This window comes from Pseudomonas sp. GW821-FHT09C09, assembly GCF_059418105.1.
Genome location: NZ_JBWKPF010000002.1, coordinates 697,722 through 721,645, shown reverse-complemented (window position 1 = coordinate 721,645; position 23,924 = coordinate 697,722). Strand labels below are relative to the sequence as shown.

Genomic DNA, 23,924 nt, shown 5'->3' with positions numbered 1-23,924 from the left:
GGCCTCACTGATGAAAGGTATACCGGTCTTTCCCGGTGTGCTTTGACTCATACAACGCTTCGTCAGCCTTGATCAGGGCCTGGTTGAGGGTGTCGCCATCTTCGACCCGGGCCACACCGATGCTGATGGTCACCGGATGCCGGGTGGTTTGCTCACGCACCACCCGGCATAACTCACCGGCCAATGCCTCGACGTCCTCGCGGCGTACGCCCGCCAGATAAATCGCAAACTCCTCGCCACCCAGTCGCGCGTATTCGAACGGTGCCATTACCGCCTTGATGTCTGCTGCGATCCGCTTGAGCACTTCATCGCCGATGTCGTGGCCGTACACATCATTCACTTTCTTGAAGTTGTCGATGTCGATCATCGCCAGATAATGGTCGTGCTCGCGAGGCGCTGCTTGCAGGCTCTTTTCGGCGCGGGTCATGAACGAGCGGCGGTTGGGGATTTCCGTCAGCGTGTCGTTGTAGGCCTGATCCAGCAACAGCTTGGACATGATGTAGTTGTAGAGCTTGGTCTCGCGCAGTTTCAAAAACGTGTAGATCGTCAAAGCACAGAGAAACACGCTGTAGGCGATGGTCATGACGCCTTTGAGTTCCAGCAGGCCGATACCGGTCCCCATGAAGGGGTTGAGTATCAGCCAGGTAACGACTTGCGCACCGAAGAACGACCAGCGACTGAGGGGCAGCACGGAGGCGCTGTAAAGCGTGGTGGCGGCAGCGAGCACCAGCCAGATGCCGTGAAACGTCGGTGGCAGGCCGTCGATCACTAGCCGTATGCCCAGGGTGATGAGGAACACGAAGGTCAGGTTCAGCCAGTCGAAGTGACGGGCCTTGCGCGTGAACATCAACACCACGGCGAGGACTGCAAACGCGGCGATGAAGATCATCGAACGCCAGGTGAAGCCCTGATCGCCGAGAAAGCTGACGATCAGGTCGAAGGCCAGCCAGATGCCCATGCTGGCCAGATAGATCAGCAGGCAGAACGAATGCAGCCGTTCGAACTCATGCTGGATGAACTCGTCCCACAACTCGGCGGGTGCGGTTCGCTTCAGGACTTCGTCTTCAATGGTTTTGTACATTGCTGCCCGGATGCTTGCGCTGGTTGTCGAGAATCACCTGTCCCCACGGCCGGTATCGCAGGGAAAACACGGCACTTTGATGACAGCCGGTGGAAGTGGCATCCGGTGTTGCCGGCTCGGCTCGGAAAGCCTCGCCTTCACGGCTGACCTGACGGAACGCTTCATGCACGATGCCGACGGAGCAGGGCAGTGCGCTGGCATAGCCGTTGCGCACCAGCACTGGCAGGCGCCCGGTACCCGCGCCGTCCTGCCACCAGACCTGTGCGCCGGCTGCCGTCAGATCCCCCAGCCATTGGGCATTGACTGTCGGGGCAAGCTTGCCGGCACTGAAGGCGCTGACATGCAGCGGTGCATCCAGTTTTGCGGCGAAATCCTTCAACTGACGCTGGAGCGTTGCCCGCCGGTCGGCCGCCAGAAAGTGCAAGTCATCCAGTTCCAGCGGCAGATACCAGCCGCTGACCGGCAGCTTCCACTCCTGACGCAGCTTCTGGTGCTGTGCCAGCGATTGGCCGAGTTGCGCCTGCCAGTAGGCGCCGAGGCCGGCGCTGTCCAGTTCGTCGATGCGTTTGTAGTACGCCGGGTCCATCGACAGCCCGAGCACCAGTTGCAGGCCTTGCTGTCTGGCGAGTTTCAGGCTGTTGGCGAGCCAGCCATTGGCACCGCCAAAGTCCGAGTCGCCGTACGCGGTCCACTGCACAATCACGGTTCGCGTGCCTTGCCGGGCCGTGTCCTGCCAGACTTTCTGCCACTGCGCCTGGGTCAGGCCGGCGTCGACATTCAGCGGCTGATAGAACACCCGCTCATCGGCCCGTGCAAGCGTGGCGCCCAGCAGCAGGCAGAAACACAACATCCATCGAGCCATCAGAAATTCCACTCCACGCCCAGCAGCACACCATTGCCGCCTTCATACAGATTGCCGCCCAGCGACTGTTGATATTCGGTGCGTACCGTCAGTTTCGAACGGTAGGCGTTGTAGCGATCTTCGTCGTACCACCATTGCCAGCGCAAACCGACACCGGTACGCAGATCCTGGCGCCAATCGTTGCTCGGGTCCTGGCTGGCGAATTCGAGGAAGCCGTAAGGCATGATCGTCTGGGCACCGCTGTTCGGCAGCTTCCAGGCATGCCCCTGCTGGAACCGCGACAGCCACTGGTGATCGCCGGCCTTGGTCCACCAGGCGGCGTCGAGATAGAGGAAACGCTCGTCCCAATCGTTTTCGTCGACGCGCCAGTCGTTGCGGTACTTGCCCTGATCGAGGAACGAGGCCGTAGCGCGCAACAGGTAGTCGGTGGTGGTGTGGCCGTCCTGGCGGTGATCGTTGATCTGATCCAGCAGTTTTTCCGGTACCAGCATCTGGCCGAGGCTCAGGCTGTGGTTGTCGTCATCGTTGAACTGGCTCTGTTTGTAGATCTCACCGTAGAAGTTGATGTTCTGCGTGCCCCACGGCTTGTAGCGCAGGCCGACGCCGGCGGCGAGGGATTCGGCGTAATTGGAGCGACCTTGTCCACCCAGCAGTACGCGACCGTACACCGACAGCGTACTGCCGGCGCGGCTTGGTTCATCGCCGAGGGCGTGATCCCACATCGCCAGTTGTACGTTTTGCGAATCGGCGCGGCGGTTCGAACCTTTGCTCTCGTCCGGTCGCACGAAGTCATTCGTCGATACGCCGGCCGGTGACCAGGTGCTGGCAATCGTCCGGCTGTCACGGCGGGAGAGGGTTTCATGAGCGCGACGTTGACGGTAGCGGCGCGCTTCCATGCTGCCATCCTCGTCGTCGGCGGCCACCGGGTTTTGTTCCAGATCGATCACCCGGCGCAGTTCCTTGCGGGCCGAGGCACTGTCTTCCACTTCGTCATAACGCCAGGCCAGGGTTTCGCCGAGTCGATAATCCTCGGGGAAGTCACGGGTGGCCTGTTGCAGATAGGGGATTGCGGTGGCGCGTTCCTCGCGGGTTTCGGCACCGGCCAGACGCATGCCGTAGTCAGCGCGGTAACGCGGGTTGTTGGGGTCGCGGCGTACAGCTTCGGCCAGCCACGCAGTGCTTTGCGGCAAATCCCCGGCCTTTTGCGCGGTGACCGACGCTGCGTAAAAATGCCCGGCGTCCGGCGCTTGTTGCAAGGCTTTGCGCTGGCGTTCAAGTGCCTGGGCATGATCGCCACGGGCATCGGCGATGGCCGCACCAAGGGCCCATTCATTGGCGCCACGCGTCGTACTTTGCTGCCAGTAACCTTCAGCGGCCTGGCTGTCACCGGCATTCAGCGCGCTTCGGCTGGCGGTGAGGCGGGCGTTGTCGCTCAGTTCTGTTGCGGGAATGCTGCGCCAAATGGCCAGCGCACCAGTGGAATCGCCAGCGGCTTCGAGAGCGTAGGCCAGTGGCAGGCGACTGCTTCGGTCTCCGAGCTTTTGCGCTTGCTGGTAATACACGACAGCCTCACCTGGTCGGTCCGGCATTGCACACCGACCCAGTGCACGATAATCGCCGGCGGCTTGCGGATGGTTACCGATGGCTTGCTGAACGGCGTCGCACTGACCGTTCTCCGCGAGCTGCGCAAGCAACTGACCACGGGTGGCACCATCCACATGGGTGAGCAACGAAGCCATGCGCCGTTGTTGTTCCGGTGTCGTGGTTTTCGAAGCCGCATACAGACCGGCCAGACGTTGGAGTGCAGTGGCCGGCAAGCGTCCTTGATGACGGTCGAACGCGGTTTCCAGCAACTGTTGCGCCTGTGCGCGATCGCCATTGTTTACCGCCAGATAGGTGGCCTGGTTCAGCGAATTCAGGTTGCCGGTCTGCCGATAGTGAAGCTCCCACAAGGTCTGGGCTTCGGTCATGCGGCCCATGCGTTGCGACAGTTCCGCCCGACGTTTGACGATTTCAGGTGTTTGCGTCTGGCCGGCCAGCCATGCATCGACCTTGTCGCTGCGTCCCTGATCCTGCCAGACATTCAAGATTTGCTCCTGACGGCGACTGTCCCACGGCTGCGGCAGTCGGGTGGTTTGCAGCAGGTCGGTGGCTTGCAGGCGTTGAGCTAGTATCAGCCAGGTTTGCGGGTCGTCGTCCGGTGTGCAGCTGCGAAATTGTTTGAGTGCTGCTTCCGGATCCTGGCGCGATAACCATTCCGCGGTCTCTAGGCAAGGGCGTTGCAGATCGTTGCTCAAGCGCTGCACGGTCGGTACGTCTTCGGTCTTGCGTGCCAGTTCCCACAGGCGCTGACGTTGCGCCGGGTCGGCCAGATCGGAGTCCGGCAACGACTGAATCCAGCGTTGTGCCTGTTGTTCGTGACCCATGGCGATGGCACGGTCAACCATTGCCAGGCGGATTTTGCGTGCGGCCTCTGGACTTGGCGCCTGCTGCAGCAATTGTTGCAGCGGTTTCTCGTCGAGGCGCTGGACGTAGGCATTGGCCAGACGTTGCCAGCCTTCGGCATCCAGCTGTTTGCGGGCAGCGAGCGGTGCGAGCTGATCGATGGTGCCGCTCCAGTCGCGCAGTTGCTCCGACCAGTTGGCCCGCGCCAGACGCAGGATGTTGTCATCGCCCTTGGGCGACAGTTGCGCCAGCCAGTCGTGAGCCTTGGCCGCGCCGCCGAACTTGGCCAGGCTCAGGCTATAAGCCTGCCACAGGCGTACGCGGTCGTTCAGGCTGCTGGTGGCCATCCAGCTTTCAACCTGAGTACTGGTCGGCGGATCCTGCTCGATCCAGGTCAGGCGCAGGTCAAGAAGGGCGTCGCTGTTGGCCGGCAACGCTTGCATCGCGTCTTTGTAACGGCGTTGTTTGGCCAGCGATTCAACCAGCAGTGCCCGGGCTTCGTCGTTTTTCGGGACCTTTTCCAGCAAGTGGCGCATCAGTCGCTCGACTTCTTTCCAGTTGCCCTTTTTCGCTTCGCGGTAACTGCGATCCATGTAGGGATAGCTGCGGAACTGTTCGAAATCGCTCAGCGGTGCAGCCTGTAGCGGATAGGCAGCGCTCAGCCCTAACAGCAGGCTACCCATCAGCAAGGTTTGACGATGCACAGGCTTCATGCGACCTCCCGGACAATGCGGTAGGCGGCTTGCTGTTCGCTGGCTTGATCGGCCAGGGCCTGTTCCAGGACTTCCTGGGTGATCATGCCCCGGGAAATCAGGTGTTCGCCGAGCGACATCTGTTCGGCGTCAAAGTCGATCAGCGCCTGATTGAAAAGAGTCGGCGGCACCATGCCGCGTACCTGCAACAGATTGCCCAGCAGCACCTGATGGCGGCTGACCCGCTCCAGCAAGGCTTCATCGTCCTGATGGCGCTCAAGCACTTCAAGCATATGACGCACTTCCTCATTCTGGCGGGGACTGGCGTACCAGTAGCGAATCCCCAATGTGACGCGGCCCTGGGGTGCCAGACGGCTACGCACCGGGCGTTTCAATTGACGGCTGATGGCGCCGAGCGAGACCTGGCTGACCGGGCCTTCGGAGGCAAGAATCAGGGTTTCGCCTTCTTCGCCCACCGGCAGCACGCCGTAGTGCGATGCGACTCGGCGTGGCACAGCATCGATCAGGCGCTTGTCGAGCTTGAACGGATTGAGCGGCGCCCATTCCAGATCCAGCTGTTCGGCAAGGGTTTGCACAAGTTGTGTGCTGTCGATGTATTCGCGCAGCAGCAATTCGCGCCCTAGGCGACGGCGCACCGGGCTGGTAATCGCTGCTTCCAGTTGCTCTTCGGTCAGCAGACCTTTTTCCACCAGCCGATGGCCAAGCGGGGTACGTTGGGCCTTGGTCAGCGCCGGGAATTCGTGGGTGGTCTTGTCCCAGGCTACGCGCCGCGAGTCGCCCATCTCCATGACCTGGCGCAGGGCGCGCAGGTTGGCGAAGAAGTTGACGAAGTTGCTCCACATCATGCGCGGTGCCGACAACAGACCTTCGACCAGCCCGTAGTAGCGGGTAACGAACCAGCCACGCTGGAACAGACGGTTGAACAACATCAGCCCGTTGAGCCACAGCAGCACCGAGAGCAACGAGCTGTCGGCGAGGATCGACGGATAGCGCCACGAGTCAGGGGAAATCACCGTGACCGCCCACATCGCCAGCAGCACCAGGAACAGCAGGTTGACCAGAAAGCTCAGCAGGTAGGCGATCAAGCCGCGACGGTCACGCCACAGGAAGTAATTGAGCAGACCCTTGCGGCTCCAGCCGAGGTTCTTGGTACCTTGGAACACGATGCCGATGATCCATCGCGACTTCTGCCGGATCGCATGTTGCAAGTCCCGTGGGAAGTGCTCCCGCACACAGATCACCTGGGAGAACTCGCGGTTCATCCCGAACACCCAGGGTTGTTCCAGCGCCAGTTTCGGATCGCTGACCGAGTAGCGGGCGAAGATGCATTTCATGCCTTTCTGCTTGAGGCGGAAACCGATGTCGTAGTCTTCGGTGAGACTCTGCACATCGAAGGCAATACCGTCGCCGTCTTCCAGCAGGGCGCTGATGGCTTTACGGCTGAAGCACGTGCCGACCCCGGCGCTCGGCACCTGGCCGGTGAGGGCCTCGCGCACGATGACGTCCTTGCCGTGGTTTTCGGCGAACTCATCCACGTAGTGGCCGGCGGTGAAGCCTTTCCATTCCGGTGCGTAGGGGTAGACCGGAATCTGGATCAGGTCCTTGTTCGGCAGCAGGTAGTTGTAGAGGCGCAACTCCATCGGCGAAATCACGTCTTCGGCATCGTGCAGGATGAATCCGGCGAACTGTATTTTCGCTTCGCTCTCGAAGCGCAGGATTGCGTCGATGATGTTGTTCAAGCAGTCGGCCTTGCTGGTCGGGCCCGGTCGGGCGCACACCACTTTGTGTACGTTGGGGTAGTGCTGGCAGACCGCGTCGACGTCGGCCTGGGTTTCGGCGTCGTTGGGGTAGGTGCCGACGAAAATTTGATAGTTCTCATAGTCGATGGTCGAGGCGGCAAGGCGCGCCATCTCGCCGACCACACCGACTTCGTTCCACGCCGGCACCATGATCGCCAGCGGCTTCTCGGGAATCGAATACAGGCGTTCCTCGTCGGCGCGCTTGAATTTCTCGTAGATCCGCCAGCGCCGGATCAGCTTGCGGCTCCAGTACACCAGGTCGATGAACAGGTCATCGAGGCCGAGGATGAACATCAGCAGGGCGAGGATGATCGCCACATACTTCAGACCAAACAGCACATACGCAAAGAAGTCGACCCAACCCAGACTCATACGCCGTTACCCGCCGCCGAGCGTGCGCTCAGCCAGGCGTGGAGGCGTTTGGCGATGCGTTCACTGGCGTGGCCGTCACCGTACGGACTGTGGACACGGCTCATGCGTTTGTAGGTCGCTTCGTCATCGAGCAACTGGCTGGCTTCCTTGACGATCTTCGCGGTGTCGGTGCCCACCAGCAGCACGGTGCCGCCCTCAAGTACGGAAGGGCGTTCGGTGACGTCACGCAATACCAGCAGCGGTTTGCCGATGGCCGGCGCTTCTTCCTGGACGCCGCCGGAGTCGGTCAGGATGAAGTGCGCACGGCCCATCAGCCAGACGAAGTTCGGGTAATCCTGAGGGGCGACCAGATAGATGTTGGGTTTGTCGGCGAGCATGCCGTACACCGCGCTTTGCACCTGCGGATTGAGGTGTACCGGGTAGACGAATTGCACATCCGGGTAGCGCAGGGCGAGATCGGCCAGGGCCTGGCAGATGTTCTGGAAACCGTCGCCGAGGTTCTCCCGGCGATGCCCCGTGATCAACACCATGCGACGGCTGTCGTCGAGCACCGACAAGGGCGAGTCGGCCGCCGGGCGCCAGTGGCTTTGCTGCTGGTGCGTGCGCATCCACAGCAGCGCATCGATCACGGTATTGCCGGTGATTTCGATGTTGTCTTGAGGTACGCCTTCGCGCAGCAGATTGGCTTCGGCCTTGCCGGTCGGCGGGAAGTGCAGGTCGGCGATGACGCCGGTCAGGCGCCGGTTGGCTTCTTCCGGCCAGGGCGCGCGCAGGTTGCCGGTACGCAAGCCTGCCTCGACGTGGCCGATCGGCAACTGGCGATTGAAGGCGGCGAGGGCGGCGATGAAGCTGGTGGTGGTGTCGCCGTGGACCAGCACGATGTCCGGTTTGACCCGTTCGTAGGCCTGATCGAGTTGTGCAAGCAGATGTTGCGAGAGACCGTTGAGGGTCTGGCCCTGGGTCATGACTTGCAGGTCTTCATCGACCGTCAGTTCGAACGCGTCGAGGACCTGCTTGAGCATCTCCCGATGCTGGCCGGTCGAGCAGATGTTGAGTTTGATGTCGGGCCACTGACGCAGAACCCGGGCCAAAGGGGCCATTTTGATGGCCTCCGGGCGAGTACCGAAAACCATCATGACGTTAAAGGACATTAGACCCCTCCTGGGACGAAGCAAGGCCGTGGCCGATTGGCCAACAGCACCTATCTCTTTCTGAGAAATAAAGAAAAGCAGCCGGATGGGAGCTTGTCCAATCCGGCCTCGAGGCTAGTTGTTACAGATCAATTGGAACGAAAGTGCCATTACCTGATGGCTCTTAGGTGGCACTTTCAGGAAAAGTTCCATCGTTTTGCGCGGGGGACGGTGCAGAGGGTGCGCAGGGTGCGACGAAGCCAGCTCAGGTCATGGGCTGGATTGCGTGGCGGGGCGGGATATCTGGTTTTGCCGAGGAATTGGGAGAAGTCTTGAAGGAGGGATTCATCCGTACCGATGCCTTTCAGTTTTTTGACCAGTACGCCTTCCTTGTAGAACAACACCGTCGGAGTGCCTGTGACATCCGGATGTCGACACGACTGTGCAGTATCGAGCATGAAGATATCCATCCAGGGCCGGAAGGGCTTGGCGACTTCGAGAAAAACGGGGCCGGAGAACACGCAGGCACCGCAATGCTCGTTGAAGAAGTACAAGACGACGAGGCGCCTGGCTTTCAAGACCTTCCGGTACGTCGGGGGCAACGCTGAATATCGAGTCGGCTTTGTCATTGGAGCCTCCTTTGCTCGATGCACAAGACGTCACGACGTTAAAGGGGTAGCGGTCGCTGTCGCAACTGTCAGAGTTGACAGGTGCCGAGCACATTTTTTTGTGCAAAGCGCACCGATATGTGGCCCGAATACTCGTCGTGTGTAGCCAACGGTAGCGCGTTGTAATGACACCTCGCGTAACACAAGCTTCACCCTTCTTTTTATCCCTTTGATTCAAAACAAATTTCGATCCATTGCTGATTCCCCTCGAATCCCGTGGCACACTTTCTGCTGTCTATTCCGTAGTAACAAACCGAGTTCCGGTATAGCGGAATAAACAATCCTCTGGAGTGCTTGCCATGCATCGCCGACTATCCTTGTTCAAAGCGTGTGTTTTTGTTCTCGCGGCTTCGTCCGCTGTCATGGGCATGGCCCAGGCGGCCGACAGCAAGCTCGACAGCGTCCTGGCCCGTGGAAAACTGATCGTGGGCACCGGCAGCACCAACGCGCCGTGGCATTTCCAGGGCGCGGACGGCAAGTTGCAGGGCTTTGATATCGACATCGCCAGGATGGTGGCCAAGGGGTTGTTCAATGACCCGAGCAAGGTCGAGTTCGTGGTGCAGTCGTCCGATGCGCGGATTCCCAACCTGCTGACCGACAAGGTCGACATGAGCTGCCAGTTCATCACCGTCACCGCCAGCCGCGCGCAGCAAGTGGCGTTCACCCTGCCGTACTACCGCGAAGGCGTCGGCCTGCTGTTGCCGAACAACAGCAAGTACAAGGAAATCGAAGACCTGCAGGCCGCCGGCGACAGCGTGACCGTGGCGGTGCTGCAGAACGTGTACGCCGAGGAGCTGGTGCATCAGGCGCTGCCCAAGGCCAAGGTCGATCAGTACGACAGCGTCGATCTGATGTATCAGGCCGTGAACTCGGGCCGTGCCGATGCCGCTGCTACCGACCAGTCTTCGGTCAAATACCTGATGGTGCAGAACCCAGGCCGCTACCGCAGCCCGACCTACGCCTGGAGCCCGCAGACCTACGCCTGCGCCGTCAAACGCGGCGATCAGGACTGGCTGAACTTCGTCAACACAACCCTGCATGAGGCCATGACCGGCGTTGAATTCCCGACTTACGCGGCCTCGTTCAAGCAATGGTTCGGCGTAGATTTGCCATCGCCCGCCATCGGTTTCCCTGTCGAATTCAAATGATCCCGTGAGAGTGGGGCGCCCTGACGCGCCCCGCTCAAGGTACTGCCAACCATGAACTATCAGTTGAACTTTGCCGCCGTGTGGCGCGATTTCGACACCTTGCTGGCGGGGCTCGGTCTGGGCCTCGAACTGGCGCTGGTGTCGATCGCCATCGGCTGCGTGATCGGCCTGCTGATGGCGTTTGCCTTGTTGTCCAGGCATCGCGCCTTGCGGGTCCTGGCATCGGTGTATGTGACGGTGATCCGTAACACGCCGATTCTGGTGTTGATTCTGTTGATCTACTTTGCGTTGCCGAGCCTGGGGATCCGGCTGGACAAGATTCCGTCGTTCATCATCACCCTGTCGCTGTATGCCGGGGCGTACCTGACCGAAGTGTTCCGCGGTGGCTTGTTGAGCATCCCCAAGGGCCAGCGCGAAGCGGGGCTGGCCATCGGTCTGGGCGAGTGGCAGGTGAGGGCCTACGTCACCGTGCCGGTGATGTTGCGCAACGTGCTGCCGGCGCTGTCGAACAACTTCATTTCTCTGTTCAAGGACACCTCGCTGGCCGCCGCGATTGCGGTGCCGGAGCTGACCTATTACGCGCGCAAGATCAACGTCGAGAGCTACCGGGTGATCGAAACCTGGCTGGTGACCACGGCGTTGTATGTCGCGGCCTGTTACCTCATTGCCATGCTGCTGCGTTACCTGGAGCAGCGTCTGGCGATCCGCCGATAGGAGGCTGCGATGTACGAATCCCCCAGCTGGTTGCATGAATTGTGGATTGCCCGCGAAGCCTTGTGGCAAGGCTTTCTGACCAGTGTGCAGGTGTCGGCGCTGGCGATTCTGTTCGGCACGATTATCGGTGTGTTTGCCGGGCTGGTGCTGACTTACGGCAAGTTCTGGATGCGCGCGCCGTTCCGTTTTTATGTCGACCTGATTCGCGGCACCCCGGTGTTCGTGCTGGTGCTGGCGTGCTTCTACATGGCACCGGCGCTCGGTTGGCAGATCAGCGCGTTTCAGGCCGGCGCACTCGGGCTGACGCTGTTTTGCGGCTCCCACGTGGCCGAGATCGTGCGCGGCGCGTTGCAGGCCTTGCCGCGCGGACAGATGGAAGCCAGCAAGGCCATTGGCCTGACGTTCTATCAGTCCCTCGGTTACGTGCTGTTGCCTCAGGCGCTGCGGCAGATCCTGCCGACCTGGGTCAACTCGTCCACGGAAATCGTCAAGGCTTCGACTTTGCTGTCGGTGATCGGCGTGGCCGAGCTGTTGCTCAGCACCCAGCAGATCATCGCCCGGACGTTCATGACCCTGGAGTTTTATCTGTTCGCCGGTTTTCTGTTCTTCGTCATCAACTACGGCATCGAATTACTCGGCCGGCACATTGAAAAGCGGGTGGCCCTGCCATGACTCAAGCTCAAGTTTCCAACGTCCAGAACGGCCAGCCCCTGCTGGACATCCGTGGCCTGCACAAACAATACGGCGCGGTCGAAGTGCTCAAGGGTGTCGACCTGAGCATGCAGCGCGGCAACGTGGTGACACTGATCGGCTCCAGCGGTTCGGGCAAGACCACGCTGCTGCGCTGCGTGAACATGCTGGAAGAGTTCCAGGGCGGGCAGATCCTGCTCGACGGCGAATCCATCGGTTATGACGAACTCAACGGCAAACGCTTGCGTCACCCGGAAAAAGTCATCGCCCGCCATCGGGCGATGACCGGTATGGCGTTTCAGCAGTTCAACCTGTTTCCGCACCTCACTGCCTTGCAGAACGTCACCTTGGGTTTGCTCAAGGTGAAAAAAATGCACAAGGACGAAGCCGTGGTCCTGGCCGAGAAATGGCTGGAACGGGTCGGCCTGCTGGAGCGGCGCAATCACTTTCCCGGCCAGTTGTCCGGCGGTCAGCAACAGCGCGTGGCGATTGCCCGGGCGATTGCGATGAACCCGAGCCTGATGCTGTTCGACGAAGTCACCTCGGCCCTCGACCCGGAACTGGTCGGTGAAGTGCTGAACGTGATCAAGGGCCTGGCCGAGGACGGCATGACCATGTTGCTGGTGACCCACGAAATGCGTTTTGCCTTCGAGGTCTCGGACAAGATCGTTTTCATGAATCAGGGACGCATCGAAGAGCAGGGGCCTCCCAAGGAACTGTTCGAGCGTCCGCAATCGCCGCGGCTGGCGGAATTTCTCAAAAGCACGCGGTTCTGACCTTTCACTTTTTCAATCAGGAGACACATCCATGAGCATTACGCGTTACGGCACCGGCAGCACCGCCGCTGGCGGCCAGCCACGTCCATTCGCCCGCGCAGTCGAGGCCGATGGCTGGCTGCACGTTTCCGGTCAGGTGCCGGCGGTGGATGGCGAGATCATCGTGGGCGGCATCGTCGAACAGACTCACCAGACCATGAAGAACCTGATCGCGATTCTCGAAGAAGCCGGTTATGGCCTGGAAGACGTGGTACGCGCCGGCGTATGGCTGGACGATCCGCGGGATTTCAGCAGTTTCAACAAGGTCTTCGGCGAGTACTTCAAGCCCGAACACGCACCGGCCCGGGCCTGTGTGCAGGCGAGCATGATGGTCGACTGCAAGGTCGAGATCGACTGCATTGCGTACAAGAAAAAGGCCTGAGCATTGGCCGCTCCCGCGCAGAGCGTGGGAGCGATCTTTCGCGATAAACTCCCGGCACTTTGAATGGGAACCACTGAAATGACCGAAGACACCATCAAACGCCGGGCACGCGGTCTGGACCGGGCGTTCGATATCCTCGATTTCCTCAAGGAAATCGGCCAGCCACTGCGTCCGAACGACATCGCCAACGGTATCGGCAGCCCGAAATCCACGGTCTACGAACTGGTGGCGTCGTTGCTCGAACGGCGGATTCTCGAGCCGGTGGGCAAGGACGGTCACGTCTATCTCGGTCGTCAGCTGTACTTCCTTGGCCAGGCGCATCTGCGGCACTTCGACCTCAGTCGCGAGGCCGATCACGCCTTGCAGGAGATTGTCAGCCAGACCCGGGAAACCGCGCAGATGTGCCTGCTCAACGGGCGCAAATACACGGTGGCGCTGATGAAAGAGGGCGAGCGGCATTTCCGCATTTCTTCCGATATCGGCGAAAACGCGCCGATCCCGTGGACCGCGTCCGGACGTTTGCTGCTGGCGCATTTGAGTGACCAGGCGATCAGCGACCTGATCGACCCCGACGACTTCATCCTGCCGGATGGCGAACGCCTGCCGATGGAGACGTTTCTCAAGGAAATCCGTCAGGCCGGCATCGACGGTTTCTTCTCGTTCGACAGTGTCGCCGACACCTTTACCCATTGCTTCGCCGCGCCGGTCAAAGATCCGAGTGGCGTGGCCATCTGTACCCTGTGCATCGTCGCACCGCGCGCGGATGCCAAGACCAACTACAACGACTATCGCCGGGTTCTGATCGAGAGCGCCAACAGCCTCGCCCGGCGTATCAACGAATAACTGCGCCCGCCAGCGGACGCGACCGTGAGGAGTACGACCATGACGACTGCCAACAACACTGCTGCCGTGGAAAAGGGTGATGCCGCCATTGGCGCGCAACTGGTGCGTGACATCAGCCTGCCGGCGCTGGTGCTGCACCGCGAAGCGCTGGAGCACAACATCCGCTGGATGCAAAAGTTTGTCAGCGACAGTGGCGCCGAACTCGCGCCCCACGGCAAGACCAGCATGACCCCGGCATTGTTTCGCCGTCAGCTCGACGCCGGCGCCTGGGGCATCACCCTGGCCAGTGCCACCCAGACCCGTGCCGCTTACGCCCACGGCGTGCGTCGGGTGTTGATGGCCAATCAACTGGTCGGCACGCCGAACATGGCGTTGATTGCCGATCTGCTGGCGGCCGATTCGGGCTTCGATTTCTATTGCATGGTCGATCACCCGGACAACGTCGCCGATCTGGGCGCTTACTTCGCGTCACGCGGTGTGCGCCTGAACGTGATGATCGAATACGGTGTGGTCGGCGGTCGTTGCGGTTGCCGGACTGAGCAGGAAGTCATCGAACTGGCCAAGGCTATCGGTGCGCAACCGGCGCTGGCCCTGACCGGTATCGAAGGTTACGAAGGCGTGATCCATGGCGATCACGCCGTCAGCGGCATCCGTGAGTTCGCGGCCTCGCTGGTGCGTCTGGCAGTGCAGTTGCAGGACAGCGGCGCGTTCGCCATCGCCAAACCGATCATCACCGCGTCGGGTTCGGCCTGGTACGACTTGATCGCCGAATCGTTCGAAGCGCAAAACGCTGGCGGGCGTTTCCTCAGCGTGTTGCGCCCCGGCAGTTATGTGGCCCATGACCATGGCATCTACAAAGAGGCGCAGTGCTGTGTACTCGACCGTCGCAGCGATCTGCACGAAGGCCTGCGTCCAGCACTGGAAGTCTGGGCTCATGTGCAATCGATGCCGGAGCCGGGCTTTGCCGTGATTGCCTTGGGCAAGCGTGACGTGGCGTTCGATGCCGGGATGCCGGTGCCGTTGCTGCGTTACAAGGCCGGCGTGGTGCCAGCGGTGGGCGATGATGTCGGTGCCTGCAAGGTGACGGCGGTGATGGACCAGCACGCATTCATGACCGTGGCGCCGGGCGTGGAATTGCGCGTCGGCGACATCATTTCCTTCGGCACTTCGCACCCATGCCTGACCTTCGACAAGTGGCGCGTGGGGTTGCTGGTGGACGAGCAGTTGTCGGTGATCGAAACCATGGAAACCTGTTTCTGATGAACACGCTCACCCCATTGGGGCCGAACACCCCGCGCATCGCCCTGATCGGCGAATGCATGATCGAGCTTCAGCAGCGTGCCGACGGCAGCCTGCAACAGAGTTTCGGCGGCGACACGCTGAACACGGCTGTCTATCTGTCCCGCGCCATGGGCGACAAGGCGCAGGTGGACTACGTTACTGCGCTGGGCGACGACAGCTTCAGTGACGCCATGTGCCGCAGTTGGGCCGCTGAGAACATCGGCCTGGATCTGGTCCAGCGCTTGCCCGGTCGTTTGCCGGGTCTGTATTGCATCCAGACTGATGCTGCCGGGGAGCGGCGCTTTCTGTACTGGCGCAACGAGGCGGCCGTTCGCGACTGTTTCACGACCCCGGCGGCCGCGCCAATTCTGGCAGCGCTGCCGGATTACGACGTGCTGTATTTCAGTGGTATCACGCTGGCGGTGCTCGGCGTGAAGGGGCGGGAGAAACTGATCGAGACCTTGATTGAAGCCCGCCAGCGCGATGCGCGAATCGTCTTCGACAACAATTACCGGCCACGGCTGTGGGCCTCGGTAGAAGAGGCGCGAGCGGCGTATCGCAGCGTCTTGCCCCATGTCGATCTGGCGTTGCTGACGGTGGACGACGAGCAGGCGCTGTTCCATTTCGAAGACTGTGACGCTGTGTTTGAGGCGTACGCGCAGATCGGCACGCCGGAGGTAGTGCTCAAGCGCGGCGCCGAAGCCTGTCTGATCCGTTGCGACGGGGAAGCGTTCGAAGTGCCGGCACAGAAGGTCGAGAAGGTGGTGGACACCACGGCGGCGGGGGATTCGTTCAGTGCGGCGTATCTGGCAAGTCGCTTGTCGGGCGCAAGCCCTGCGCAGGCGGCGGAGGCGGGGCATCGGTTGGCGAGTCGGGTGATTCAAGTGCCTGGAGCACTGATCCCCAAGGAGTGAGTCCGATCCCCGAAGGCGCTGCCGAAGCTGCGCCTTCGGGGAACTGGATCAGTCGCGGAAAAACACCTGCACCAGGTGATAGCCGAATTTGCTCTTGATCGGCCCGTGCACCGTGCGCAGCGGTTTCTTGAAGATCACCGCGTCGATGGCGCCGACCATCTGTCCCGGTCGCACTTCACCCAGATCGCCGCCGCGTTTGCCGGACGGGCAGGTCGAAAACTTCTTCGCCAGCACATCGAACGCTTCACCGTTGGCGATGCGTTGTTTGAGTTTTTCAGCCTCATCGGCAGTCTTGACCAGAATGTGGCGGGCTTGGGCTTTCATCGTGCAATACCTGTAGCGGGGTGACGGCGGGGCGCGGATTATGCCTCAAGTCACGGGTTTTGGCTGATCATCGTACGGATCTTGCCAGCCAGAAGATCAATGGAGAACGGCTTGGCCACCATGTCCATGCCGTCCTCCAGGAAACCCTGGCGTTCGGCGGCTTTCTGCGCGTAACCGGTCATGAACAACACTTTGAGCCCCGGACGGTGCTGGCGGGCGATTTCCGCCAGTTGCCGGCCGTTCATGCCCGGCAGACCGACGTCGGTCACCAGCAGGTCGACACGCAGGTCGGATTCCAGCAACGGCAGGGCACCCTTGGCGTCTTCGGCCTCGTGGGCGCGATAGCCCAGTTCCTTGAGCAAGTCCATGACCAGCATGCGCACCGCCGGATCGTCCTCGACCACCACCACGGTTTCGCCGGTCGCGACGGCGGGTGTCTGCGTCGCCGTTTCAATCACCGCCGGCTCCGCCACCAGAGAATGCAGGCGAGGCAGGTACAGGCGCACGCAGGTACCCTGGCCCGGCAGGCTGTCGAGGCTGACGTGCCCGCCGGATTGCTGGGCAAAACCATAAATCATCGACAATCCGAGTCCGGTGCCCTGGCCGATCGGTTTGGTGGTGAAGAACGGATCGAAGGCTTTCGAGCGCACGGAGGGCGTCATGCCGGTGCCGTTGTCGCTTACGGCCAGCATCAGGTAATCACCGGCCTTGACCGGCTCGAGGGTGGTGATGTCGTTACCGTCGAGATAAACGTTGCCCGTTTCGATCAACAGCTCGCCGCCGTCCGGCATGGCGTCGCGGGCGTTGATCACCAGGTTGAGCAGGGCGTTTTCCAGCTGGCTGACATCGGTGCTGACGGGCCAGACGTTGTCGGCCAGGCGCAAAGTCAGTTCGATCGGGTCGCCTTTGGTGCGGCGGATCAGGTCTTCCAGCGAATGGATCAGTTCATTGACGTTAAGAGTCTTGCGATCCAGCGACTGGCGGCGGGAAAACGCCAGCAAGCGGTGGGTCAACGCCGCGGCGCGATTGGCCGATGACACGGCCGCGTCGGTGAACCGGCCGATCTCATCGGCGCGGCCACTGGCGATGTAGCGTTGCATCAGGTCGAGGCTGCCGATGATCCCGGTCAACATGTTGTTGAAGTCATGGGCGATGCCGCCGGTGAGCTGGCCGACCGCTTCCATTTTCTGCGCGTGGCGCAGTGCGTCTTCGGCGCGTTCGCGTTCGAACATTTCGTTCTGCAGGCGCTGGTTGGCCTGGGCCAGTTGCTCGGTGCGCGCACTCACGCGTTCCTCAAGGGTTTCATTGAGGTTGCGCAGGGCTTCTTCGGTCTTTTTGCGTTCGGTCTCGTCGATCACGAAGATGTAGAAACCGTTCACCGCGCCGTCCGGGCCGTGGCGTGGCAGGTAGTTCATCAGGGCATGGCGCTGGCTGCCATCGCGATGGGGGGTGTAAAGGCTGAACGAACAAGGGCGGCCAGCCAGAGCTTCGGCGATGTACGGGGCGCGCAGAAAGTAGGACTCTTCGCCGATCACTTCGCGGATCGTGCGACCGTAAAGCTCCTGCGGGGTCAGCCCGTACCAGTCCAGGTACGCGGCGTTGTTCAGGCGAAAACGCTCTTCGCGGTCAACGTAGCTGATCAGGATCGGCATCGCGTTGATGATCAGTTGCAGCTCGGTCTGGCTTTGGCGCAGGGCCTGCTCGGTGTGCTTGCGCTCGGTCAGGTCCAGCGCCGCGCCGAGAAAGCGCATCGGCCGCCCGTGATGATCCTTGTAACAACGCCCGCGAGCGAAGACCCAGCGCACGTCGCCATTGGCCTGCAACAGACGGTATTCCTCGGCGTATTCGGTGCCATGGGTGATGCAGTGCTTGATGCTGCGGGCGATCAGCGCGCGGTCTTCCGGGTGCACGCCGTGCAGGTATTCACTGATCGGCAACTGGCTGGCCAACGCCGGGTCGATCCCGTGCAACTGGGCGAAGTGCGCATCGGCGATGAAACGGTCCTGACCGATGTCCCAATCCCAGGTGCCAACCGCGTCGGTAGCCGCCAGCGCCAGTTGCAGGCGCTCCTCGGTCTGTTTTTGCGCCTTGAGGCTTTCTTCGGAACGCTGCTTGAGTTCCAGGGCGATACGTCGGCGTTCGTTGGTTTCGATAGCAGTGACCAGAATGCCGGCCACTTGCGCACTTTCGTCGCGAATCGGGCTGTAAGTCAGGTCCAGCCAGAAGTCGGACTCCTTGCCGTCCCGTTGCAGGGTGAAGCGTCGCTCGCTGTAGGTTCGCACCTGACCTTGTAGGACGGCGCTGTAAATCGGGTCGGTAAAGTCTCGAAGTTCAGGCCATATCTGGTGCGCCGGCTGTCCGAAAGCGTGTGGATGCTTGTTGCCGGCCAGTACCGCGAAGCCGTTGTTGTAGATCTGGGTGAGCTGCGGACCCCACAACAGCAGCATCGGCATCGGCGAGTGAATCACAATGTCCACCGCGGTGCGCAGGCTCTGCGGCCAGGTGCCGGCGCTGCCGAGCGGGCTGCGGCTCCAGTCGGTTCGGGCGATCAATGCCTGGGCGTCGTTGGTGTTCGGTACAGCGTTCATCACATCAGTCCTGAGCGTCGGTCGGTGAGGCGGCGTCTACTATCCTAGTGCGGTAGACGCTGAAAGGCCCGTCGCGTCACGACGCACGGTCTTGTGTTCATTGAAAGCTTCGCGGGTGTTACTGGCCATGGAAATCGACGCACTGCTCAAACAACTGGCGAGCCGACACGGCTCGGATCTGTTCCTGTCCACGGGCGCACCGCCGAGTGCGCGGTTTGACGGGGTGCTGACGCCTCTGGGCGAACAACCGTTCAAGCCCGGTGAGGTGGCAACTGTCGCCGCGTCCCTGATGGACGCCGAGCAGCGCCGGGAGTTCGACCGGGAGCTGGAAATGAACCTGGCAATCTCCCGCACCGGGATCGGCCGCTTTCGGGTCAACATCTTTAAACAGCGCAATGACGTGTCGATCGTGATCCGCAACGTCAAGCTCGACATCCCGCGCTTCGAAGACCTCAAGTTACCGCCCGTGCTGCTGGAAACGGTCATGCTCAAACAGGGGCTGATCCTGTTCGTCGGCGCCACCGACTCGGGTAAATCCACTTCACTGGCAGCGCTGATCGACCATCGCAATCGCCACAGCAGCGGACATATTGTCACGGTCGAAGACCCGATCGAGTATATCCATCGACATCAACGTTCGATCATCAACCAGCGTGAGGTGGGTGTCGACACCCGCAGTTTCCATGCAGCGCTGAAGAACACCTTGCGTCAGGCGCCGGATGTGGTGCTGATTGGCGAGATCCGTGATCGCGAGACCATGGAGCAGGCGTTGTCATTTGCCGAAACCGGGCATCTGGTGCTGTCGACGTTACACGCCAACAACGCCAATCAGGCGTTGGACCGGATCATCAATTTCTTTCCCGAAGAGCGCCGGCCGCAACTGTTGCATGCACTGGGAAACCATTTGAAAGCCTTTGTCTCGCAACGTCTTGTACGCACCATTGATGGACAGCGTCGAGCTGCCGTTGAGGTCATGCTAGGGACGCCAACCATCGGCGACCTTATCCGGCGAAACGAGTTGGGCGCATTGAAAGACAACATGGAAAAATCCGGCGAACTGGGTATGCAGACGTTCGATGATGGACTTTACAAGTTGGTTGTAGAAGGCGTTATCAGTGTGCAGGAAGCACTTAAACATGCGGATTCAATTAATAATTTGAAGTTGCGATTTAAACTAGAGTTTCAGCAGGGCACTACAGGGGCTGCAACAGGGGAGTGGGGATTGGTTGATTAGTGTTGGCGCTTTTTCTGGTGGTAATGATCTGAGCATGAAATGTTGATTAATAGATATCGGCTGGAAAGTTTCTTTGTTGAACGTACTATCGCTCCGGCCAAACAGGCATTGATATCTATTGAGAGAAAAAACATGAGTTTCGATGTGCGAAAGTCCGATAAGTATGTGCCGGAAAATGATGAGAAACGGCGTGGTGCCGCAGATGCGAGGGAGCGTGAGCAAGTAATTTCCGAATTGAAGGAATGCGTGACGCAACACAGGGGTAACGAACAGATACTCGGTTGGGGCTATGAGGTAGAACTGGAGAGGAATTCTTCACTGGATGATATTTACGCGCCAGGTAGTGCGTTGTTGACGGAATTGGTGGAAAGCCTCCCGTTACAAAGTGTCATGAGCCAGCAGGCTATTAAACCCGATGCACAAATTCGTGTTAACGAATCCGGCAAGCTGGAAGTATTGAGCGATATCGGCTGGATCGATTTTGTCGAGTTGGGTTATTTCAATCATTTCCAGTCTGGCCAGGACACACTGGCGATCCTGGTGGAGATCGCCAAAGAGGCAGGCGGGTATATTTGGAAAGACAGAGTCATCCTCGTTGAACAATGGCTGACATTTCATGGCTTCGACGTGCCGAAAAGTATAGGTGAGCTTAAAAACCTAATAAGCTGTTTCGAGTTTCGATTTCCGGAAGTCGACGGGCTTGGTAATTATTGGACGCAGCTTGCAGCGGACGATGACGCATTGATTGTATTGTCCAGTGAGCAATGCGCGGCTATCAGGCAGCTCATGCTCCGGAAACTTCCAAAAAACACCAGGCTGCTGGATCATCTGTTACACGAGAGTAAATCCGGCATTGCCCTGCACGACAATGCCGCCACGCTGTTGAAAAAAGTAATCGAACACACGAACTCTCAAGAATGGGCTCGAGATTGTCTGCGGCAACTTGACTGGTTCAGTGAACCTGCCGGGCAGGAAGTGCCGGGGCAACTATTGGTGACTGCCATGTTGCTCGATATAAACCCTTTCATCGGTAAAGCGTTAAATAGAAAGGCCGTCGGATCCTTTGAGATGTATTCGCCAAGTTACCTTGGCAGACCTCTGGCAATTGTTCTGGAAGGATTGCGCGATCATATGGTCGTAAACAAATGGGTCAGTCACGATGCGGCACCGCTGGCCATCCACTTGTGTCTGGCACAGATCGCCCCTGAATTCATTGTCAGACAAGTTCCCACCTCCCTGACGTTAGGTTCGCTTGAATGGGTTACCTACTGTCGTGGCGTGGCTTTGGTCGAAGCGGTCTCCCGGGGCGCGGCCCGGATGATGACTTACGAACAGATCATGGCCTATGCAGAGCTGGAACCCGTCAGCAAGGCACTGGCTGATGTACACGCGCTGGCATTGATCGATCCGATCGTTGACTGGGCACTGATCAATGGCGTCATCACCGACGTTGAACTGCGTCAATCCGAAAGCGCAACCACACAACGAGCAGTTGTTGCCTATCAAAGTTATGTGGCGAATTTCTCGCAGGTCAGCGTCGCCTTTTCCACACCAATGCCTGATCGTAAAGCTATCGCCCAGGCAGCACTGGAAAGAGCGGCGCCAGATTGTGATTTTCTGCACAAACCAGTGCTTGATCAGCGACCGGGGCTTTACTCTTCGCCCACAAAAATGTCCATGATCGATTTGCATGTGTCTGGCGACCTGAAGAAACAGGAATGGGATTTTCGTGCCGTTTTTCCCGATAGCAAGAAGCCTGATCTGTTGGGCCAGATCTCCGGAAGCGGGTGGCCGGCCTTATACGATCCAAAGGTCGAAAGTCTTTACCTTCGCTTTCCGCGATTACTGAGAATGACAGACAACGATGTCGAGTTTCATCGACAGTTACGTGGTTATTTGAGCGGGTTGAACGCAGCACTGGCCACCACGCTCAAATTGGCGATGTCGAGGTTGTCCTATTTCGATCTGCAAGAGGTACTGCGCGGTGAGCTGACGTTTTTTACCGTGCGTGATTCAGCGGTAATGACCCGAACCATCCCTTTAGGAGAGGGGCAAGCCCACAGGGCAACCTGGGAGAGTCAAGCGAATAAAGATGCGGTCACAGGGCGCTTCGGCATTGTCATGTGTGCCTCTCATGGCGGCAAACTCGACTGCTATGAGCTGTTCACCTTGCGCGGCGAAATCCATCGCAATGATCATTTGGGCAAATTCATCGTTCAAAGCGGGAAGCTCAAGGCGCCGGCACGGGTGGATTTCAGGGGGGACTTGAAAGCTGAAGAATCACCCACTCCCAAGGAACGTCTGCCAATCAACCGCAAGTGTTACATCGAGGGTGTAGCGAACGATTTTCGGGTGACCAGCAGCGAAGCGATCATTGAAAAGTTGATTGTATTGCCTGCGCCGGCCACACCTGCCACCCCGAAAAAAAGTGAATACCAGAATTTCTCTGATCCCAGGATTGAGCAAATCTCGGCGATGATCGTATCCCGTCATCCCCTGATGACATTCGAACAGTTGAAAGAAGCCGCAATCGTGCCTACGGCGCTTGAAAAGGAGCGAGCGCAAGGTAACGCCGTCGCGACCTACATCGTGGATCTCGCCGTGCCATTCAAAAAGTGCGTGGAAGACCTGAGTTCCGGAGAGTTCAATCGGCTGGTGGACGGAGTCTATGGTTGTGCCATGGATGCCATCGCATTGGTGGGGGCCGTTGCCGGTTTCGCTTTTTCGGCTGCATCGATTTCGGCGAAGGCTACCAGCATGTCCGTCAAGTTGGGATATCTCGCCAAGCTGATCATCGGCACAGGGGTTTCAATCTTCAATCCACTGGACGATCTGCCCTCCATCCTTCGCGGTAGTGGCAAGCTGGTTTACAAGGGGGGCATGCGTTTGAGTCAACAGGCGCACGAAATTATCGCGCTGGCCCAGTCTCAGATGAGGCATATCGGAGGAGCCCGGAAAACTGCAGTCTCGGCAGGCCGAGGCGCTTTAGCCGGGAAGGGGATCTGGCGACCAAAAGCAACCAGCGTAGAAACGATGACGGTGCTGGCCGCGCGTGAGGACTTTTACTGGTATGCCCTTAGCCGTAGCGGTAAACCCTGGGGGCCAAAGTTGAATCATTTCAACTTTGTCGCGCCCTTCAGAGGAGACCGTTTCCATAAAACACTACCGGTCAGTTACACCCGTGCGGTGATCCAGAAAAGTTTGCCACGTGCCAAGGCCAAGATAGAGAACGCGATCAAGGCGCTCAGCGACCATGACTTCAGCAAAGAACTTGAGTCTATCTTTAAAGCGTTTCTGGGTGGCAACCGGTCAGATGCCACTGACCGGGTGTTGAAGTACCTGAAGTTGATCCGTACCGATTTCAACGGCTTTTCCCTGAGCAACATGGCCCTTGACCCTCATAAGGACAACGGAAATATCGCTTCTTTCGATCCCGGACTCTATCGGCAATGGGTTGCGGCCAGCGCCAGTGAGAGATCGAAGTTGATGTTCATGAAAATCCACACACGTAATCTGAATGCTCATTTCATTGGCCACAACTACAATCATGACGTGGTCGCGGATGACCTGATTCACGAAATGCTTCATGGTGCGGCGCAGACGGAGGATGTCAGCTATGCCAGCGACGTGGCACAACCAGGGTCAGGCAACCAGGTATTGAATGTGACACCGCTGCTGAATCTGGCCAACGGCAAACACCCGTTGGCTGAGCGTAACTCCGAGACGCAATACCATCCGGCTGCCAAGGCCATTGAGAATGCCGATTCGCTGGCGCTGGTGGTTTCTTTGCTCGATCAGTACTACACCCACAACGCCGAACATAAGCGCAACCTCTACATTCTTGAGCAATACCTTAAGAGTGTTGGCACCGGCGCGGTCATCGAGCCGGTACTGTTGACCCTGAATCGACCTGCGTAATCT

At 59.5% G+C, this 23,924-nt stretch carries 18 protein-coding genes; 10 read left to right on the top strand and 8 right to left on the bottom strand.

Annotation, left to right across the window (positions count from 1 at the left end):
* Positions 1-4 precede the first annotated feature (4 nt).
* The 6 genes from AC07NR_RS08270 to AC07NR_RS08245 all read right to left on the bottom strand — a co-directional run bounded on the left by AC07NR_RS08270 (position 5) and on the right by AC07NR_RS08245 (position 9,031).
* On the bottom strand, positions 5-1,081 hold the full coding sequence (locus AC07NR_RS08270) for a GGDEF domain-containing protein (protein ID WP_085710077.1): 1,077 nt from the start codon (positions 1,079-1,081) through the stop codon (positions 5-7).
* Positions 1,065-1,943, bottom strand: coding sequence for a DUF4434 family protein (locus AC07NR_RS08265; protein WP_495078312.1), 879 nt, complete (start codon positions 1,941-1,943; stop codon positions 1,065-1,067). The genes AC07NR_RS08270 and AC07NR_RS08265 overlap by 17 nt, the downstream gene beginning before the upstream one ends.
* Entirely contained in the window at positions 1,943-5,101 is a 3,159-nt protein-coding gene (locus tag AC07NR_RS08260) for an NfrA family protein (protein WP_495078311.1), read from the bottom strand. The genes AC07NR_RS08265 and AC07NR_RS08260 overlap by 1 nt, the downstream gene beginning before the upstream one ends.
* The gene (nfrB, locus tag AC07NR_RS08255) at positions 5,098-7,272 is read right to left on the bottom strand and encodes a cyclic di-3',5'-guanylate-activated glycosyltransferase NfrB (protein WP_495078310.1); all 2,175 of its coding nucleotides are present in this window, start codon (positions 7,270-7,272) and stop codon (positions 5,098-5,100) included. Before nfrB ends, AC07NR_RS08260 begins: the two co-directional genes overlap by 4 nt.
* Complete coding sequence (wecB, locus tag AC07NR_RS08250; protein WP_495078309.1) at positions 7,269-8,423, bottom strand: non-hydrolyzing UDP-N-acetylglucosamine 2-epimerase; 1,155 nt, start codon at positions 8,421-8,423, stop codon at positions 7,269-7,271. Before wecB ends, nfrB begins: the two co-directional genes overlap by 4 nt.
* Positions 8,424-8,599: 176 nt before the next feature.
* Positions 8,600-9,031: a thioredoxin family protein gene (locus AC07NR_RS08245; protein WP_495078308.1), complete on the bottom strand. Its 432-nt coding sequence runs from the start codon at positions 9,029-9,031 to the stop codon at positions 8,600-8,602.
* Positions 9,032-9,369: 338 nt separating this feature from the next.
* On the opposite strand from AC07NR_RS08245, the gene AC07NR_RS08240 reads away from it, so the two are divergent.
* The 8 genes from AC07NR_RS08240 to AC07NR_RS08205 all read left to right on the top strand — a co-directional run bounded on the left by AC07NR_RS08240 (position 9,370) and on the right by AC07NR_RS08205 (position 15,857).
* Positions 9,370-10,218, top strand: a complete 849-nt coding sequence (locus AC07NR_RS08240; protein WP_102622731.1) for a transporter substrate-binding protein — start codon at positions 9,370-9,372, stop codon at positions 10,216-10,218.
* Between the two features lie 51 nt (positions 10,219-10,269).
* A complete protein-coding gene (locus tag AC07NR_RS08235) occupies positions 10,270-10,932 on the top strand; it encodes an amino acid ABC transporter permease (protein WP_248740608.1) in 663 nt (220 codons plus the stop codon).
* 9 nt (positions 10,933-10,941) lie between these two features.
* Positions 10,942-11,604 carry an amino acid ABC transporter permease gene (locus tag AC07NR_RS08230; RefSeq protein ID WP_115078105.1) on the top strand — a complete coding sequence of 221 codons (663 nt, stop codon included), beginning with the start codon at positions 10,942-10,944 and terminating at the stop codon, positions 11,602-11,604.
* Positions 11,601-12,398 carry an amino acid ABC transporter ATP-binding protein gene (locus AC07NR_RS08225; RefSeq protein ID WP_495078307.1) on the top strand — a complete coding sequence of 266 codons (798 nt, stop codon included), beginning with the start codon at positions 11,601-11,603 and terminating at the stop codon, positions 12,396-12,398. The genes AC07NR_RS08230 and AC07NR_RS08225 overlap by 4 nt, the downstream gene beginning before the upstream one ends.
* Before the next feature lie 31 nt (positions 12,399-12,429).
* Positions 12,430-12,819 (top strand): RidA family protein, encoded by a 390-nt coding sequence (locus tag AC07NR_RS08220; protein WP_007912330.1) that lies wholly within the window; start codon positions 12,430-12,432, stop codon positions 12,817-12,819.
* A 78-nt stretch (positions 12,820-12,897) separates the two neighbouring features.
* A complete protein-coding gene (locus tag AC07NR_RS08215) occupies positions 12,898-13,662 on the top strand; it encodes an IclR family transcriptional regulator (protein ID WP_248740732.1) in 765 nt (254 codons plus the stop codon).
* A gap of 39 nt (positions 13,663-13,701) precedes the next feature.
* The gene (locus AC07NR_RS08210) at positions 13,702-14,922 is read left to right on the top strand and encodes an amino acid deaminase (protein ID WP_495078306.1); all 1,221 of its coding nucleotides are present in this window, start codon (positions 13,702-13,704) and stop codon (positions 14,920-14,922) included.
* Entirely contained in the window at positions 14,922-15,857 is a 936-nt protein-coding gene (locus tag AC07NR_RS08205; protein ID WP_423203576.1) for a sugar kinase, read from the top strand. The genes AC07NR_RS08210 and AC07NR_RS08205 overlap by 1 nt, the downstream gene beginning before the upstream one ends.
* A gap of 48 nt (positions 15,858-15,905) precedes the next feature.
* Here AC07NR_RS08205 and AC07NR_RS08200 read toward each other — a convergent pair whose 3' ends face one another.
* Together AC07NR_RS08200 and AC07NR_RS08195 are read right to left on the bottom strand one after the other, a co-directional pair.
* Positions 15,906-16,181: a peptidylprolyl isomerase gene (locus AC07NR_RS08200; RefSeq protein ID WP_065260528.1), complete on the bottom strand. Its 276-nt coding sequence runs from the start codon at positions 16,179-16,181 to the stop codon at positions 15,906-15,908.
* A gap of 50 nt (positions 16,182-16,231) precedes the next feature.
* A complete protein-coding gene (locus tag AC07NR_RS08195; protein ID WP_495078305.1) occupies positions 16,232-18,769 on the bottom strand; it encodes a PAS domain-containing hybrid sensor histidine kinase/response regulator in 2,538 nt (845 codons plus the stop codon).
* A 127-nt stretch (positions 18,770-18,896) separates the two neighbouring features.
* Between AC07NR_RS08195 and AC07NR_RS08190 the strand changes: the two genes are divergently transcribed.
* Both AC07NR_RS08190 and AC07NR_RS08185 read left to right on the top strand, forming a co-directional pair.
* Positions 18,897-20,003: a PilT/PilU family type 4a pilus ATPase gene (locus AC07NR_RS08190; RefSeq protein WP_495078304.1), complete on the top strand. Its 1,107-nt coding sequence runs from the start codon at positions 18,897-18,899 to the stop codon at positions 20,001-20,003.
* Positions 20,004-20,042: 39 nt separating this feature from the next.
* The gene (locus AC07NR_RS08185) at positions 20,043-23,921 is read left to right on the top strand and encodes a hypothetical protein (RefSeq protein ID WP_305832783.1); all 3,879 of its coding nucleotides are present in this window, start codon (positions 20,043-20,045) and stop codon (positions 23,919-23,921) included.
* The last annotated feature ends 3 nt before the right edge of the window (positions 23,922-23,924 follow it).

Excerpts from the sequence above, each read along its gene's own strand:
- AC07NR_RS08265 (WP_495078312.1), bottom strand. The coding sequence starts at position 1,943 with ATGGCTCGATGGATGTTGTGTTTCTGCCTGCTGCTGGGCGCCACGCTT.
- AC07NR_RS08245 (WP_495078308.1), bottom strand. The coding sequence starts at position 9,031 with ATGACAAAGCCGACTCGATATTCAGCGTTGCCCCCGACGTACCGGAAG.
- AC07NR_RS08230 (WP_115078105.1), top strand. The coding sequence starts at position 10,942 with ATGTACGAATCCCCCAGCTGGTTGCATGAATTGTGGATTGCCCGCGAA.
- AC07NR_RS08215 (WP_248740732.1), top strand. The coding sequence starts at position 12,898 with ATGACCGAAGACACCATCAAACGCCGGGCACGCGGTCTGGACCGGGCG.
- AC07NR_RS08200 (WP_065260528.1), bottom strand. The coding sequence starts at position 16,181 with ATGAAAGCCCAAGCCCGCCACATTCTGGTCAAGACTGCCGATGAGGCT.
- AC07NR_RS08235 (WP_248740608.1), top strand. The coding sequence starts at position 10,270 with ATGAACTATCAGTTGAACTTTGCCGCCGTGTGGCGCGATTTCGACACC.
- AC07NR_RS08195 (WP_495078305.1), bottom strand. The coding sequence starts at position 18,769 with ATGAACGCTGTACCGAACACCAACGACGCCCAGGCATTGATCGCCCGA.
- AC07NR_RS08240 (WP_102622731.1), top strand. The coding sequence starts at position 9,370 with ATGCATCGCCGACTATCCTTGTTCAAAGCGTGTGTTTTTGTTCTCGCG.
- AC07NR_RS08260 (WP_495078311.1), bottom strand. The coding sequence starts at position 5,101 with ATGAAGCCTGTGCATCGTCAAACCTTGCTGATGGGTAGCCTGCTGTTA.
- AC07NR_RS08225 (WP_495078307.1), top strand. The coding sequence starts at position 11,601 with ATGACTCAAGCTCAAGTTTCCAACGTCCAGAACGGCCAGCCCCTGCTG.
- wecB (WP_495078309.1), bottom strand. The coding sequence starts at position 8,423 with ATGTCCTTTAACGTCATGATGGTTTTCGGTACTCGCCCGGAGGCCATC.
- AC07NR_RS08185 (WP_305832783.1), top strand. The coding sequence starts at position 20,043 with ATGTTGATTAATAGATATCGGCTGGAAAGTTTCTTTGTTGAACGTACT.
- AC07NR_RS08270 (WP_085710077.1), bottom strand. The coding sequence starts at position 1,081 with ATGTACAAAACCATTGAAGACGAAGTCCTGAAGCGAACCGCACCCGCC.
- AC07NR_RS08190 (WP_495078304.1), top strand. The coding sequence starts at position 18,897 with ATGGAAATCGACGCACTGCTCAAACAACTGGCGAGCCGACACGGCTCG.
- AC07NR_RS08220 (WP_007912330.1), top strand. The coding sequence starts at position 12,430 with ATGAGCATTACGCGTTACGGCACCGGCAGCACCGCCGCTGGCGGCCAG.
- AC07NR_RS08205 (WP_423203576.1), top strand. The coding sequence starts at position 14,922 with ATGAACACGCTCACCCCATTGGGGCCGAACACCCCGCGCATCGCCCTG.
- AC07NR_RS08210 (WP_495078306.1), top strand. The coding sequence starts at position 13,702 with ATGACGACTGCCAACAACACTGCTGCCGTGGAAAAGGGTGATGCCGCC.
- nfrB (WP_495078310.1), bottom strand. The coding sequence starts at position 7,272 with ATGAGTCTGGGTTGGGTCGACTTCTTTGCGTATGTGCTGTTTGGTCTG.